The following is a 15,582-nucleotide window of genomic DNA, read 5'->3' as shown; positions in this document are numbered from 1 at the left end:
TCTACAACAATCCTCTCGCTTTAATCTCAAGGTATTTGTTAATAGTGTTTATGGTTAAATCTTCTGGAGCTGTAAGTATACTTTGTATGCCATACTTTTGAAGCTCACTTACAATCAGTCGTTTTTCGTAAGCAAATTTCTCAGCTATGACTTTGTCATACGCTTGCTGTACTGTTTCTGCTTTGTCTTCTATAAGCGTGTTTAATTCAGTATTCTTAAAGAAAATAACTACCAAAAGATGGTTTTTTGCAATACCTTTTAAGTAAGGAAGTTGTCTGTGTAATCCATCTAAAGTTTCAAAATTGGTATACAACAACATCAAACTTCTTTGGTTAATGTTTCGTTTTACATCAGCATAAAGTCTTCCGTAATCACTTTCAAAATAATCGGTTCTTACATTGTAAAGAGTTTCTAAAACAAGATTCATTTGCGACGTTCTACGTTCGGCAACTACAATGTTTTCAACCTTTTTAGAAAAAGCCAAAATACCTGCTTTATCTTGCTTTTTTAGAGCTACATTAGAAATTACCAAAGAAGCATTGATAGCATAATCCAATAAGGTTAAACCATCAAAAGGCATTTTCATAACACGTCCTTTGTCAATTACCGAATATACTGGTTGCGATTTTTCATCCTGAAACTGATTAACCATTAACTGATTGGTCTTAGCTGTAGCTTTCCAGTTTATAGTGCGTAAATCGTCTCCCAAAACATACTCCTTAATCTGCTCAAACTCCATGGTATGACCAATTTTTCTAATCTTTTTTATACCATATTGATGCAGGTTGTTGCTAATTGCTAACAAATCGTATTTGCGCAACTGCATAAAGCTAGGGTAGGTTGGTACCATTTTGTTTTCGGCACTTACAAAGCGTCTTGCAACTAAACCAAAAACAGATGAAGCATATATGTTAAGTTTTCCAAAATGATATTCGCCACGTTCAACAGGACGCAATTCATACTGTAGTTTTGAAACGCTAGATGCTTTTAATCGTCGTTCAATATTAAAGTTTCTAACCTGGAATTGTTCAGGAATTTCATCTATAACTCTAACATTTACAGGAAAGGTGTAGAAATTTTCCAACGTAAGTTCAATAGCGTTTTGGTCACCATTTGAGAACTTTTCAGGAAGTAAACGGTTACCAACAACACCTCGTTTTGCCATAAATAACAGTAAGGTGTCCAAAATGGTTAATGCGACTAATAACAATACCAAAAGCTTAACAATATTGAACAGTCTTGGGAAAATAAAACTGACAATAAATAGCAGTATTATACCTAAGCAGGCATAAAAAAATCGGTTTTGTATGTAAAACGGTTTTAGGCGTTTAAGCATTATCTTGGTATTTCTACAGCTTCAATAATTTGATTAATAATTTGTTTTGTGGTAATACCTTCCATTTCGCGTTCAGGAGTTACAATTACTCTGTGTTGTAATACAGGAGTTGCCGCTTTTTTAATGTCCTCAGGAGTTACAAAATCTCGTCCAGCAATAGCAGCAAATGCTTTACTTGCTTTTAGTATTGCTATAGATGCTCTTGGTGAAGCTCCTAAATATAAAAACGGATTGTTACGTGTGTTTACAATAATATTGGCAATGTATTTTACCAAATGCTCTTCAATAATGATTTGGTTAACAATATCCTGAAACTTTTTAATTTGTGCTTTGTTAAGATGAGACGTTACCTTATCGGTTTTTAAATCGCCTTTAAGCGCTTGTTCTCTGTTAAGGATTTCAACCTCTTCATCAAGGTTAGGATAATCTACATCTATTTTAAATAAAAAACGGTCTAATTGCGCTTCTGGTAAGCGGTAAGTCCCTTCTTGTTCTACTGGGTTTTGAGTTGCTAAAACAATAAAAGGTAAATCCATTTTATATTTATTACCATCTATAGTAATTTGGCGTTCTTCCATAACCTCAAAAAGCGCAGCTTGTGTTTTTGCTGGTGCACGATTGATTTCGTCAATTAAAATCATATTCGAAAAAATAGGACCCTCTTTAAACTGAAATTCTGATGATTTCATATCAAAAACCGAAGTTCCTAAAATATCACTAGGCATAAGGTCTGGTGTAAATTGAATACGACTAAACCCAATATCCAATGACTTTGCTAATAGTTTAGCTGAAATGGTTTTTGCAACACCAGGAACACCTTCAATAAGCGAATGTCCATTTGCTAATAACGACGCCAAAAGCATGTCTATCATTCCTTTTTGACCTACAATAACTTTACTTATTTCTTGCTTTATTGATGCAATACCTTCTTGTAACTCGCTAAGGTCTATTCGGTTTTTAAAACTAATGTTTTCGTCTTCTGTATTAGCAGTTTCAACAGATTTTTGAGTGGTTTGCTCATCTTGTTGAGGTTGTAATTGCTCGTCTTGATTTTCGTTTTCGTGCTCCATAATTATTTGGTATAAAAATCTTCTATTGCTTTATTTAAATTGAGTAAATCATCTTCATTGCAACTAGGTTTTGCTTTTAAATGTGCAATAAGGTTGATGAGTTTTTGAGTTTCGCTTTCGTCTTTTCCTGATTTTAAGACTAAAGATTTTACAAACTTTTTATCTAATACTTGTGTGTCTAAATAATACACACGTCTTATATGTTCTAAAAAGTAAGTTATTTTTTTATTGACAAGATTGTCGTGGTCTTTTGTTTCGTAATATAGGTTTCCTATAGTTTTTGTAAAGGCTACTGTTGTGTTTTCTAATGGTTTTATCACTTTTACAACGCGTTGTTTTCGTTTTGCATTAAAAATCATAAATAAAAATATAGACAATAGTGCTAAATACCAAGCGTAGCGCAAAGGTGGTTGGCTTAAAATAAATCGTAATGGCGAACTTCCTAAATCTTTACCAAACTTATTTTTTGAGTCAAAATAAATGGTGTCGTCAGGCAAGTAAGACAATGCAGCAGCTGCATATTTCTTATTGTTTTTTTTGAGTAAATGGTAGTTGGTAAACACTACAGGTTGCAAGTGTAAAAAGATATTGCCTTTTCCCCAATTCACTTTTATAAAATTGACACGTTGTTGTAATGAGTCAAACTTTTGATAGCCTAAAACGGTTGTGTAAACAGTATCTAATTCTGAAAAGTAGATGTTGCTCATACCTTTTTGTATGGAAATAGAATCTTGTTTAAGCCTAGGATTTGCAAAACTTAAATTTGCAGCACCTTTAAAACTGTAATCGTTGTCAGTTTGAAAACCTAAACTGTCAAAAAATGTCCTTGGAGGATAACTGGTTGACATGAAAATGGAATTTCCAAAGGACGCAAAATCCAATAACTCTTGAGCCGAAACATCATCGGTAGGAGAGAACTCATTAATTTGAATAAAGTTTCCAGCAGTAAGGTACGTGCTATCTTCCCAACTGTAGTAATCGTCAAAATACTCATAAGGTGTGACCTTTATATCATGCACTTTACTGGTTGGAAAAAGGGTTTCCAATTCGTTGTGTAAAATATAAGTACCATATGGTATTTTTTGATTTTCGTTGTAGGTTTTAGTCCAGTTTACTGGTGGAGGAGTAGAAAACTCAACAATTATAGCTCCTACAAAAAGTAAAACTAAAAGACCTATGTATATTTTTATGGTTTTGTTCATGCTTTTACGTTGTTTATAAAGGTTGTAAATGCATGTTTAGCTTTGTCAAACTGTTGTGTATTGACATCAAACTCACCATACCAAATGTAATTATATAAGTAAGAGGTGTAAGAAAATTGATCTCTATTGGTTTTTGATTGTAATTCGTACAGATAGTCGCTATCGGTTTTTTCTACATCGTAATCAATAAGTTGTGCATTGGTTAACGATCGTAACAACCATAGATAATAATAGCGCACTGCAAGTCTGTAATTCTTTTCACTTTCAGCAATTTCAATAAGCGATTTAAAATCGGCTACGTGAATGTTGTTTTCAATATCAGTAACCGGAACAATATTTTTTTCAGAAGATTTTCCAAACACCCAAGTGCCTTCTTTGTTGATAATTGCTCTAAAAATAAAATACACTACCAGTAGAAAAACGACCACATAGAAAATTTTTAAAGCAACCTCAGTAAATGACGATGCTTGTCCGTCACCACTTAAATTGAATAGTTTTTGAAACAAATCGCTTAACCATTGTTTAAATCGAGTCCACCAACCAGACTGTTCTACTGTGCGTTCATAAATGTAATCGTTACCAGAATACTTATCGGTTAACTTTTCAAAATGACGTTTTTCAATAGGCGAATTGTCAGTTACTAAAGAATCAGAAACAGTTTCAGTAGCAGGAATACCAAACACTGTAGTTAACGACCCAAAGTAGAAAAGGATAATATGTATAAATAAGAATTTATTCACCAGAACCAATTTGATCAATAACGCTTTTGGTGTTTATATTTTCATTGTCTTCTTTTAAACTGTAAAATACAATCCCTTGGTTTAGTTGAACAATTACATTTAGTATTGAACTAACTAAAAAGGTTAATAAGAAAATTGCAATCATCATTACTGTCATTGTACCAGCAATTTCCTGTGGGTTATTCATTGTGTCTCCTTGTTCTATGGTAGTAAATAAGCTTGCCATACCAAAAATATAAGGTATTAAAGCAATAATGTTTTGTACAATGTAGCTCATTAAGAAAAAGATACCAACGCTACCTATTGCAGCCCAAAATTTTGAACTTATTAAGGTCCAAGCATATCCAAAACATTCCCAAATGCCTTTTTTGTCTTCAATATATTCTATAAGAGTAGACTGATAAAACAACGCTACAAAACCAATAACAAGTGGTAAAAGCAGCATACCAATAATTGTAATTACAAGAAGAAACATAGCTACTCCACAAACAATCATTAAAGGGATACTAACTAAAATAGCACATACCAGAAAAATGAATATTTTACCAATATGTTTTTTATATAGGTCAACTATATCGCGTGTTTCAAAGTTAGAACCACCACGTTCGCTGTATAATTTTAAATAAATAGGAACGAACGAATAGGAGACAACACCAGCAATTAAACCAACAGTACAAAACAAAATAATGAGTACTATGAAAATTCCCATGTTTTCATTCATGTAATCATCAACCACTGATGGATTATTAGACATTAATCCTCCAAAAACGATATCAGTATAAAACTTTGAAAAAAAGTAGCCCAATACCATAAGTATGATGAGGAAAATTCCATTTACTATAAAAAATTGCTTAAAAAGGTGTTTTCCGCTTTGCTTTAAAAATGCAAAAGTGTCTTGAAAGAATTCACCAAAGCCTCTAGATTTATATAGTTCCATAAGTCGATTTAAATTTTTTGTTTAAAATGTATGGGTAAACCAAATAGTAGTAAGAAATTATAAAAAGGGTAACTAATATAATTCCTACTGATAACCAATTGGGCATAGTATTAGAATATCGAGTGACATAACCTTCTAAAAAACCTGCTGAAAAGGTAAACGGAAATGTACTGATTAAAATCTTTACACCATCTTTTACACCTGTTTTAAAAGAAGTCATTCGTGAGTAAGTTTTTGGAAATAAAATACTGGCTCCTAAAATTAATCCAGCGGCACATTCAATAACAATAGCAAAAATTTCCATAGAACCATGAATCCAAATACCTCTTACGCTTTCCCAAAGCACACCTTTATCATAAAAAAAGTATTGAAAAGACCCAAGCATAATACCATTATGTAGCATATAGTATACAGTGCCAATACCTCCAAGAACTCCAAAGATAAATGAGCAAATACCAACATAAAGATTGTTTAAGGTAATGCCTATAAAACTTCCCCAATTACTCCCACTTTTATAAACAGCAACAGGATCGCCAGCTTCAATGTTTTCTAAAGTCATGTTTACATAATGGTCTCCAAGTATTAATCTTACAAAGGTGTCGTCGTGTGCTGCAGAAATTGCTCCAATAGCTACAAAAGCAGCAAAAATTAAAAAGGCATAAAGCACATAACGTCTGTATTGGTAAACAATTAGCGGAACTTCAATTTTCCAAAAATGCACAAATCGATTAGTGTCTTCGCGCTTGGTTTTGTAAATTTTTTGAAAAGCTTTGGCGGCTAAGTTGTTTAAATAAAGAATTGTTTTACTTTTGGGATAGTAAGTTTGAGCATACGAAAGATCGTTTACTAAGTGTATATAAAGTGATGCAAGTTCATCAGGATTTTTAAGGGTTTTTCCAAAAATAGCCTTTTCAAAATTGAGCCATTTTTCTTTATTTTGTTTAATAAATGCAACTTCTCTCATAAGCTATCAAATTAAAGTAATAAATGGTAGAGTTACAAATAAACACCACTCAAAATGTAAATATTAATTTCACAGCTGCTAGTGTTGGAGATAGGATATTGGCATACATTATAGATTTAATAATTAAGATAGCCTATATTGTTGTAATTTATCAACTGACATTTAATCTTTTTGAAATTGATGAAATGATTGAAGACATGGATCATTGGTCTCAAATAGCCATTCAAGCATGTTTTTATTTACCTGTTGTTTTATACTCTCTTATTTTTGAAACTATACTTGATGGTCAAACACTTGGAAAACGTATAATGAAAATTAAGGTTGTAAAAATTGACGGTTACCAAGCATCATTAGCCGATTTTGTGATTCGTTGGTTTTTTAGGATTGTAGATATTAACATGATGTCTGGTATTGTGGCATTAATCTCTATCGTAACTAGTAAAAAAAGTCAGCGTTTAGGTGATATGACTGCTGGTACATCGGTAATTTCATTAAAGAATAATGTAAATATAAGCCATACTATTCTTGAAGATTTAGAAGACACTTACACACCAACTTATCCTTCGGTTATTAAATTGTCTGACAATGATGCACGTATTATTAAGGACACTTTTATAACAGCCAAAGCAGCCAAAGACTACACAACGCTTATAAAACTGCGTAAGAAAATAATTGAAGTTATAGATATTAAAGAAGTACAGGGTAATGATATTGAATTTATTGATACCATACTTAAAGACTATAACTACTATACACAAAGCATGTAATGTTTTTTCAGGTTATTGACATACTAGGTACTATTGCTTTTGCTATTTCAGGCGTTTTAGTTGCTATGAATAAAAGAATGGATCCATTTGGAGTACTTATTATAGCATTTGTAACTGCTGTAGGTGGTGGAACTTTAAGAGATACACTTATTGGGCAAACTCCTGTGTCTTGGATGATTAATATGACTTACGTGTATGTTATTTTAGGAGCAACCTTATTTGCTATTCTTTTTAAAAACTATATTAATTATTTAAGAACGTCACTTTTTTTGTTTGATACTATTGGTATTGGACTTTACACTGTAGTTGGAATTGAAAAAGGCTTAACCATTGGTTTGCATCCTATAATTTGTATTGCGCTAGGAACCATGACAGCTTGCTTTGGTGGTGTGATAAGAGATATTTTATGTAACGAAATACCTGTGATTTTTAGAAAAGAAATTTATGCAACAGCTTGTATTTTAGGTGGACTTACTTATTTCTTGCTTAGTGAGTTTTTAACCGATTCTAACTTTGTGTTTGTAATAGCAGGAGTAGTTGTAATTGTTATTCGACTTTTAGCTGTTAAGTTGAAAATAAGCTTACCTAGTTTGTATAAAGATTAGAGATTGATTTTGATGCTTTGTTTGAAGGCTAACAAAATATATGCATTATAAAAAAATCCCATTACCTAATACTGAGATAATGGGATTAAATTGTTGTTGTTTTAGTGTTTATTTTTGCGGTACAGGAAATCCTCTATCACGCATTAATGCTTCAATTTTAGCATCACGACCTCTAAATAGTCTGTAAGCTTCAGCTGGATCCATAGCGTTTCTAGGAGCAAACAGATACTTCACCAATTTTTCAGCAACTGCTTTATCATAAAAACCACCTGGAGCTTCAGCAAAAGCTTCTGATGCATCACTAGTTAATACATCTGCCCACATGTAACCATAATATGCAGTAGCATAACCTTCACCAGAAAATACGTGTCCAAAATGAGGTGTTCTATGACGCATTGGTAATTCTTTTGGCATACCAAGTTCATCTAAAGTTTCACGCTCAAACTTATCAATATCTATATTGGTTGGGTCAGCTAAGTGTAATTTCATATCAATTAATGCAGAAGCTAAATATTCCGTCGTACCAAAACCTTGGTTAAACGTTGAAGCTTTTTTGATTTTTTCAACCAATTCAGCAGGCATTGGTTTTCCTGTTTCGTGGTGTACTAAGAATTGATTAATCACCTTGTCAGTAGATAACCAACGTTCTAACAATTGCGATTGAAACTCGGTATAATCTCTAACACCACCTTGTAAGGTTGGATACTTCACATCAGCAGCAAAGAAGTGTAAAGCATGTCCAAACTCATGGAAAAATGTTGTTGCATCATCCCAAGATACTAATACAGCTTCTCCTGGAGCAGGTTTTACAAAGTTAGAGTTGTTAGATGCCAATACATTGGTTTCACCATCAAATGACGTGTAACTTCTGTAAGTAGTTGCCCAAGCACCTGAACGTTTACCTTCACGAGCAAAAGGGTCTAAATACCAAAGACCAATATGTTTTCCTGAATCTTTATCAGTAACTTCCCAAACGTTTACATCTTCGTTAAATACAGGAACTGAGTCTTCTTTAACAGGAGTGAATTTGTAATTAAACAATTCTCCAGCTACAAAAAACATGGCTTCGGTTAACTTATCTAATTGAAGGTATTGCTTTACTTCATCGCTATCTAAATCGTATTTCTTTTTACGAACTTTTTCAGCATAGTAACGATAGTCCCAAGGTTCAATGGTAATATTGTCGCCATTTTCATTAGCTACAGCTTGCATGTCTGCTACCTCTTCTTTAACTCTTGCTGTTGCTGCAGGCCAAACTTTTAGCATTAAATCCATAGCGTTTTCAGGAGTTTTTGCCATTCGGTCTTGTAATCTCCACTCAGCATAATTGTCATAACCTAAAAGCGCTACACGCTCTTTACGTAGTTTTAAAATCTCAGCAATAATTTGGTTGTTGTCGTATTCGTCACCATTGTCTCCACGCGAGTAGTAGTTTTCCCAAACTTGTTTGCGTAACTCTCGGTTGGTAGAGTAGGTAAGGAAAGGATCCATTGACGAACGCGTGTTTGTAATAGCATACTCACCTTCGTGACCTTTGTCTGTAGCGATTTTAGCAGCAGATTTTATAAACCCATCCGAAAGTCCTCCTAATTGGTTTTTGTTTAAGTAAGTCACATAGTTTTCTTCGTCATGTAGAACGTTACTTGAAAACTTAGTATATAACGATGATAATTCTTTGTTGATTTCAGCGTAACGTGTTTTTTTAGCAGCATCAAGGTTGGCACCATTCATTTCAAAACGCTTGTAAGTTAAATCTACAACACGTTGCTCTTGGTCACCTAAAGGTGTTTTTTGTGACGCATCATAAACTGCTTTAATACGTTGAAATAATTTTTCGTTTTGCGAAATTTTAGATTGGTAATCTGACAGTTTAGGTGCTAACTCTGCTTGAATTGCTCTAAACTCAGGCGAAGATACATTACTACTAAAAATACCATAGTAACGCGTTACTCGGTCTAATTCTTCAGCAGAACGCTCCATAGCAACTATAGTGTTTTCAAAAGTTGGAGGTTCAGGATTGTTGGCAATAGCTTCAATGTCTTTTAAGCCTAATTCCATTCCTATTTCCATAGCTTCTTTAATGTCCTCAACCTTCATTTTGTCAAATGCAGGAACGCCTTGGTAAGGACCTGTCCATTCTTGTAGTAAAATATTATCACTCATGGCAACGTCATCATTTTGTTGTTGGCTCTCTTCTTTACAAGCTGTAAAAGAGATTAAAGCACATAAAACCAAAGTTTTAATGTGCGTAGAAAAATTGTGTTTTTTCATTTAGAAAGTAGTTTAGTATTATGCTGCGGAAGGTATTAAAAATCTATAAAATGAAGTCTTAATTATTTTATAATTTCTACCTTTTTAATGTATATATTATGCAATGGCCATTCGGCTTCATCGGTTTCTTGTGCTGCGATTTTATCTACTACGTCCATTCCATTTATTACTTTTCCAAAAATGGTATAGTCTCCATCCAAATGGTAAGAACCACCAGGTTTTTGAACAATAAAAAACTCATAAGGTGATGCCAATTTGTAAGGATTCTCAATTTCGCTACTTGGCATGCTCACCACACCTCTGTCGTGTCTAAAACCACGTTTGGTATCAGTAGGTAAGAGGTAGCGACCAATGTCTTTTCTTTTGTTCATAACATCAGGGTCGTCAGTGCTTCCACCTTGTATAATAAAGTTGTTGACTACTCGGTAAAATTGTGTGTCGTCAAAATAACTTTGCTTGGTAAGAAAGATAAAATTAGCTCTATGGAATTTGGTTTCGTTAAACAATAAGATGTCTATTGTACCAAAATCTGTCGTAATTCGTACTTTGTTTTCTTTGTTGTGCTTTTCGTACTCCAAGAAAAACTCCATAGCATTCTCATCGGTTAGATAAGGGAATTCTCTTTCTGGCTCAACAATAGTTTCGGTTTTTGGAGGTTCTTTTTTGGTTTCTGTACTATCTGTTGAAGGTATTGTGTTATTTTTTTTAGAAGATTTTTTATCTTCACAGTTCGTTAAGGCAAAACAAAGGCAAACCAATAAAAGAATTCTCATAATGAATTTTAATGCGTTTTTAGATTCTGTTTCAAAAATAAAAAATCTACCACTACCAGGAGAGGCTTCACAAATTAAAATGTCGCCTCCTTATCGTTTGGAGCTTATGGCAAAACAAAAAGAAGCCATGAAAAACTCCAAGCACGCTGGTGTTATGGCATTATTTTATCCTGATACCAAGCAAAACGCAAAACTGTTGTTAATTTTAAGAAAAACCTACAAAGGTGTGCATTCGGCTCAAGTGGGTTTTCCTGGAGGCAAGTTTGAAGAAGACGATGCGTCATTAGAATTTACTGCTTTAAGAGAAACACGAGAAGAGGTTGGTGTATTGGAGCAGAGCATAAAAGTGTTGCGAGCGTTAACGCCAATGTATATACCACCAAGTAACTTTACTGTGTTTCCGTTTTTTGGAATCACGACCACAATGCCTAGTTTTATAAAACAAGAAGAAGAGGTTGAAGATTTGATAGAGGTTGAGCTGTCTCATTTTTTAGATGATAGCACAATGATTAAAACTTCTGTACCAACATCTTACAAAGTAAATGTTGAAGTTCCTGCCTATAAATTGAACAATCATATTGTTTGGGGAGCCACTGCAATGATGCTTAGCGAGTTAAAAGACTTGTTAAAACAAGTGTTATAAAATAACAGTTTTCTTACATTTGTAGCTTACTAACTAATAAAAATCTATGGGATTATTTAAAAAAAATCCTTTCGGACATATTCTTTTTTTGAAAAAATGGCTCATTAGAATCTTAGGAGCAATGACTCACAGACGCTTTAGAGGTTTTAATGAACTTAAAATTGAAGGCTCTGAGGTTATCAAGAATCTTCCTGATGCCAATGTGTTGTTTATTTCTAATCACCAAACCTATTTTGCAGATGTTGTGGCTATGTTTCACGTGTTCAATGCGAGTTTAAGTGGAAGAATAGACAATATTAAAAATGTAGGTTATTTGTGGAATCCTAAGCTGAACATTTACTATGTTGCTGCAAAGGAAACCATGAAATCTGGTTTGTTGCCAAAAATTTTGGCGTATGTAGGTTCGGTAAGTATTGAGCGCACATGGAGAGCAGAAGGACAAGATGTTAACCGACAGGTTAAAATGAGCGATATTTCTAATATAGGAAAAGCCTTAGACGATGGATGGGTTGTTACTTTTCCGCAAGGAACCACAACGCCTTTTAAACCTATTAGAAAAGGAACAGCGCACATTATTAAAAAATACAAGCCTGTTGTTGTGCCTATTGTAATTGATGGTTTTAGACGCTCTTTTGATAAAAAAGGATTGCGTATTAAAAAGAAAAACATCTTACAAAGCATGGAAATAAAAGCACCTTTGGAGATTGATTACGATAACGAAAGTATTGCTGAAATTGTTGAAAAAATAGAATACGCTATTGAGCAACATCCTTCGTTTTTAAAGGTGATTTCCCAAGAGGAACTACAAGCGCAAGAAGAACTCAACAAACTGCGTGAGTGGTAAAACTAATTTAAGACTGTATTGCACTTGATTTGCTAATGCGGAATTCAACTCAAACATAAATTATGAGAATCTGAAACGAGTTCAAATTGACAATTTACATTTTAATAACCACTATACTTCCAGCTTTTTAAGCTCTCTGTAGTTGTTGTTAAGACGTTTGAGCAAAATACCATAAATAAGCCAGTAAAACCCAAGTAACACTAGTATTGCGCCACCTAGAGTAACTATGGTTAAACCAATAATTTTAGCGTAGAATGTAAAGGCTTCACCATTGGCCGAAGCTAGCTCTACCTTAGAAATAACATCTTCGTTTTGGCTAAATTCAATATACAACGCTATAACTGCTGAGGCAATCATAAAAATAAGGTTAAAAGCTACATATTGCTTTACAGTACGTCTGGTTTTTAGGATATTTTCCATAAGTACTTTTGCACTGTCAGTTACCGAAATTCTGCGGTAGTTTCTATAGAATAGATAAAAGAAATATGCTAAAACCACATAGCCTAAAATGGTAAATGGTATGAGTAAAAAGTCGCTTTCTAACTCGTCAAAATGTTTAGCATTTTTGTTGTCTTTCAATAAGAAACTTATTCCTGTCCAAAATGCAAATTCTAAAAGGCTGATAATAAAAATCCACTTGACAATAGATGATGATTTTTTTAATATCATTTTATAAATCTCATTGTAAGTCAACTTTGGGTAGTTGTCTTCTCCCTTTTTCCAGTCTTTCTTTAATAATTCTAACTCATCCATAAGCTTACGGATTTAATATTGTTTTTAGTTTTGTTTTCACTCTGTTCATCTTCACTCTTGCATTTACTTCAGTAATTCCCAGAGTTTCACTTATTTCACTGTAATTTTTATCTTCTAAGTATAAAAACACCAGTGCCTTTTCAATGTCGTTTAATTGGTGGACTGCTTTGTACAATAACTTTAGTTGTTGCTCTTCGGTGTCGTCGTATTCTTCCGATTTAATTTTAAACTGAATACTCTCAAACTCCTGTGTTTTTATGGAGCGTTTAGATTTTCGGTACAACGTTATTGCTGTATTTAAGCCAACTCTATACATCCATGTGCTAAATTTTGAGTCGCCTCTAAACTTAGGATAGGCTTTCCATAATTGTATAGTTATTTCTTGAAACAAATCATTGTGCGCTTCTTGATTATTGGTGTATAATCTGCAGACTTTGTGTACAATGTTCTGATGCTTTTCAAGCTGTTCTACAAAACTATGTTCAAGTTGTTTGTCCAAATTTCAATCAGTTAGTTGACTATATGTAGCTATAAAAGGTGAGTTGTTACACTAGTTTAAAATTATTTGTTTTTTAGTAAGCCTAACACTATGAAATACTGTGCCAAAGCATACGTTAGCATAATACTGATGTTCGATAATGGTAAGGGTTTGTAAAACTTATTGAGCGCTAAAATACTATCAGAAAGCATAAACAGCAATGCGCCTAAAAATACTAGCGTATAGCTTAGTGGTAACACTTTACCTTGTCTTAAAAACGCAGTTGCAGCCATAGTTAAAATTACTAGCATATAAACCGTTACAGGATACAGCATGTCTCCAAGACCATCAAACATTATATAAAACAGCATTGCAGCATACAGCAAAGCTATAAGTGTAAATACATAAGGGTTTTTGTTTGGGTTTTTATGTTTTAAAAATACTATAATGTACATAATATGAGCGAGTAAAAAAGCGATAAGCCCAAACATAAAATAACCTTCTGATTTGTGCACAAACATTAACAACACATCACCAAGCAAAGAAAACAGTAAGGCAAATAAGGTAAGCAGCTTTAAGGTTTTATTGAGGTGATTACTGCTTGTTAAAAAATAGGCGATAAGTGACACCAAAATAGCTGGTTTGGTAACATAATGCAACCCATTTAGGCTTTCAACACTACTGCAAATAAGCTCTGCAATAACAATGATAAAAAATAAGATACTAAAGCCTTGTTCTTTTTTTGTAAGCATAATAGATAATTAATGCTTAAAGGTACTAAATTGAATATGGAAATAAGAATAGGAGGATTTGGAATTGTCTAGTCCTGAAATATGGCTACAGGTTAAAAATTGATTTACGCTGTTTTTAAATATACCATATTTGGTGTTTTATAATCTAAAGATACATGTAATCTAATTTGGTTGTATAGATTAATAGCACTTTTTGTTGCTCTTTTTGCGTGTTGTACGCTATCAAAGGTTTGGTCGAGATAGAATTCGTCTTTTAGGATGCCGTTTACACGTTCCGCAATAGCATTTTCGTAGCAATGATTTTCTTCTGTCATACTAATTTTGATGTTTTCTCTCTTTAAAATTTGCGTGTATAGATTGCTACAATACTGTATTCCTCTGTCCGAGTGGTGTATAAGGTTCTGAGTGTTTTTAACTTGATATAATGCTTTATTAAGCGCTCTGACACAGCCACTAAGTTCAAGGCTATCACTCAGGTCATAGCCAATGATTTTCCTTGAATACATGTCGGTTATGAGCGCCAAGTAACAAAATCCTTTTACGGTTCTGATATAGGTAATATCAGATACCCAGACTTGATTAGGTCTATTAACAAGTAAATCTTTGATGATGTTTTTATGTTTATAGAACCTATGGAAAGAGTTGGTAGTTCTATAGCTAGGTTTCTTTCTGGTTATAAGCATATTGTGTTTTCTAAGGATGTTGAAAAGCGTGTCTCTGCCTACTTTGAGGTTAGCTTTATCAAAATCGTTTTTCAAAGATATTTTGAGTTTACGTACACCTTCTCTAGGCAAGGATCTACGTTTTTGGTTTACAATTTGAATGACCTGTTGTTCAAGTTTTAAACGTTTATCAGCTCTGTATTTATACTTGTAATAAGCATCACGTTTAATCCCGAAAGGCTTACAAATAGTGGTTAAAGACGCAAATCCTTTAGCTTTGTCTTTAGTTTTACTTACCGCTCTATATTTAACTTTTTTTTTAGTTCGGCAACCGATTTATAACCAAGGTCTTCGGCAGCAACTTCCAGGTATAAATCTTGAATCATCGCATCCAAGTCTTTCTTTAACAACAATTTTTTAAGTTGTTCAATCTCTTTTTGGAGTTCTTTTATACGTGTTATTTCGTCTTTAGTTTTCACTGTTATTCTAGTGTTCATAAGGTCTTTACGGTTGTATTTCTTAATCCATTCATTAATGGTAGTTGGTGCAATACCATAAGCCTTACCTAATTGATACTTGTTTAATTTACCCGTTGTAAGTTCGTCTAAAATTTTCAGTTTAAAAGGTTCTGAATACCGTCTGATGACTTTGTCGTTTTTATACATAATGTTTAAAATTATGTAGCCTTTATTCAGGACGGGTCAAATGTTCGTTTAACGGTCTTGTATATGAAAAGTAGCGGACTTTATGCACTAACTTTTCGGTTTATAACTGACCTTAAATTT

General features: G+C 33.4%; 17 protein-coding genes. 4 read left to right on the top strand and 13 right to left on the bottom strand.

Annotation, left to right across the window (positions count from 1 at the left end):
- Position 1 precedes the first annotated feature (1 nt).
- The 6 genes from A8975_RS10375 to A8975_RS10350 are packed head-to-tail and all read right to left on the bottom strand — an operon-like array spanning position 2 to position 6,249.
- Positions 2-1,336 (bottom strand): DUF58 domain-containing protein, encoded by a 1,335-nt coding sequence (locus A8975_RS10375; RefSeq protein WP_134200325.1) that lies wholly within the window; start codon positions 1,334-1,336, stop codon positions 2-4.
- Entirely contained in the window at positions 1,336-2,406 is a 1,071-nt protein-coding gene (locus A8975_RS10370; RefSeq protein WP_134200323.1) for an AAA family ATPase, read from the bottom strand. Before A8975_RS10370 ends, A8975_RS10375 begins: the two co-directional genes overlap by 1 nt.
- Before the next feature lie 2 nt (positions 2,407-2,408).
- On the bottom strand, positions 2,409-3,608 hold the full coding sequence (locus A8975_RS10365) for a DUF4350 domain-containing protein (RefSeq protein WP_129760548.1): 1,200 nt from the start codon (positions 3,606-3,608) through the stop codon (positions 2,409-2,411).
- Positions 3,605-4,348: a DUF4129 domain-containing protein gene (locus A8975_RS10360; RefSeq protein ID WP_134200321.1), complete on the bottom strand. Its 744-nt coding sequence runs from the start codon at positions 4,346-4,348 to the stop codon at positions 3,605-3,607. Before A8975_RS10360 ends, A8975_RS10365 begins: the two co-directional genes overlap by 4 nt.
- Positions 4,341-5,285: a hypothetical protein gene (locus A8975_RS10355; RefSeq protein ID WP_134200319.1), complete on the bottom strand. Its 945-nt coding sequence runs from the start codon at positions 5,283-5,285 to the stop codon at positions 4,341-4,343. The genes A8975_RS10360 and A8975_RS10355 overlap by 8 nt, the downstream gene beginning before the upstream one ends.
- Positions 5,272-6,249, bottom strand: a complete 978-nt coding sequence (locus A8975_RS10350) for a stage II sporulation protein M (protein ID WP_134200317.1) — start codon at positions 6,247-6,249, stop codon at positions 5,272-5,274. The genes A8975_RS10355 and A8975_RS10350 overlap by 14 nt, the downstream gene beginning before the upstream one ends.
- A 23-nt stretch (positions 6,250-6,272) precedes the next feature.
- Here A8975_RS10350 and A8975_RS10345 point away from each other — a divergent pair, with 23 nt between their 5' ends.
- Together A8975_RS10345 and A8975_RS10340 are read left to right on the top strand one after the other, a co-directional pair.
- Positions 6,273-7,016 (top strand): RDD family protein, encoded by a 744-nt coding sequence (locus A8975_RS10345; protein WP_129760556.1) that lies wholly within the window; start codon positions 6,273-6,275, stop codon positions 7,014-7,016.
- Positions 7,016-7,621: a trimeric intracellular cation channel family protein gene (locus A8975_RS10340; protein ID WP_129760558.1), complete on the top strand. Its 606-nt coding sequence runs from the start codon at positions 7,016-7,018 to the stop codon at positions 7,619-7,621. The genes A8975_RS10345 and A8975_RS10340 overlap by 1 nt, the downstream gene beginning before the upstream one ends.
- A gap of 108 nt (positions 7,622-7,729) precedes the next feature.
- On the opposite strand, the gene A8975_RS10335 is transcribed toward A8975_RS10340, so the two are convergent.
- Both A8975_RS10335 and A8975_RS10330 read right to left on the bottom strand, forming a co-directional pair.
- Positions 7,730-9,892: a M3 family metallopeptidase gene (locus tag A8975_RS10335; protein WP_134200315.1), complete on the bottom strand. Its 2,163-nt coding sequence runs from the start codon at positions 9,890-9,892 to the stop codon at positions 7,730-7,732.
- A gap of 62 nt (positions 9,893-9,954) precedes the next feature.
- A complete protein-coding gene (locus tag A8975_RS10330) occupies positions 9,955-10,665 on the bottom strand; it encodes a peptidylprolyl isomerase (RefSeq protein WP_134200313.1) in 711 nt (236 codons plus the stop codon).
- 1 nt (position 10,666) lies between these two features.
- On the opposite strand from A8975_RS10330, the gene A8975_RS10325 reads away from it, so the two are divergent.
- Both A8975_RS10325 and A8975_RS10320 read left to right on the top strand, forming a co-directional pair.
- Positions 10,667-11,308, top strand: a complete 642-nt coding sequence (locus tag A8975_RS10325) for an NUDIX hydrolase (protein ID WP_129760561.1) — start codon at positions 10,667-10,669, stop codon at positions 11,306-11,308.
- Between the two features lie 46 nt (positions 11,309-11,354).
- Complete coding sequence (locus tag A8975_RS10320) at positions 11,355-12,152, top strand: lysophospholipid acyltransferase family protein (RefSeq protein WP_134200311.1); 798 nt, start codon at positions 11,355-11,357, stop codon at positions 12,150-12,152.
- Positions 12,153-12,263: 111 nt separating this feature from the next.
- Here A8975_RS10320 and A8975_RS10315 read toward each other — a convergent pair whose 3' ends face one another.
- The 5 genes from A8975_RS10315 to A8975_RS10295 all read right to left on the bottom strand — a co-directional run bounded on the left by A8975_RS10315 (position 12,264) and on the right by A8975_RS10295 (position 15,462).
- Positions 12,264-12,905: a hypothetical protein gene (locus A8975_RS10315; protein ID WP_134200309.1), complete on the bottom strand. Its 642-nt coding sequence runs from the start codon at positions 12,903-12,905 to the stop codon at positions 12,264-12,266.
- Between the two features lie 4 nt (positions 12,906-12,909).
- Positions 12,910-13,404 (bottom strand): RNA polymerase sigma factor, encoded by a 495-nt coding sequence (locus A8975_RS10310; protein ID WP_134200307.1) that lies wholly within the window; start codon positions 13,402-13,404, stop codon positions 12,910-12,912.
- Between the two features lie 62 nt (positions 13,405-13,466).
- Complete coding sequence (locus tag A8975_RS10305; protein ID WP_134200305.1) at positions 13,467-14,135, bottom strand: lysoplasmalogenase; 669 nt, start codon at positions 14,133-14,135, stop codon at positions 13,467-13,469.
- 104 nt (positions 14,136-14,239) lie between these two features.
- Positions 14,240-15,133 (bottom strand): IS3 family transposase, encoded by an 894-nt coding sequence (locus tag A8975_RS10300; RefSeq protein ID WP_134200303.1) that lies wholly within the window; start codon positions 15,131-15,133, stop codon positions 14,240-14,242.
- Positions 15,091-15,462, bottom strand: coding sequence for a transposase (locus tag A8975_RS10295; RefSeq protein ID WP_134200301.1), 372 nt, complete (start codon positions 15,460-15,462; stop codon positions 15,091-15,093). The genes A8975_RS10300 and A8975_RS10295 overlap by 43 nt, the downstream gene beginning before the upstream one ends.
- Positions 15,463-15,582: the final 120 nt, after the last annotated feature.

The organism is Meridianimaribacter flavus (genome assembly GCF_004366715.1).
In the GTDB taxonomy this organism is placed as follows: Bacteria; Bacteroidota; Bacteroidia; order Flavobacteriales; family Flavobacteriaceae; genus Gaetbulibacter_B; species Gaetbulibacter_B jejuensis.
Note: the sequence above shows the minus strand (reverse complement) of the source record. Positions and strands in the feature narration are given on the sequence as shown.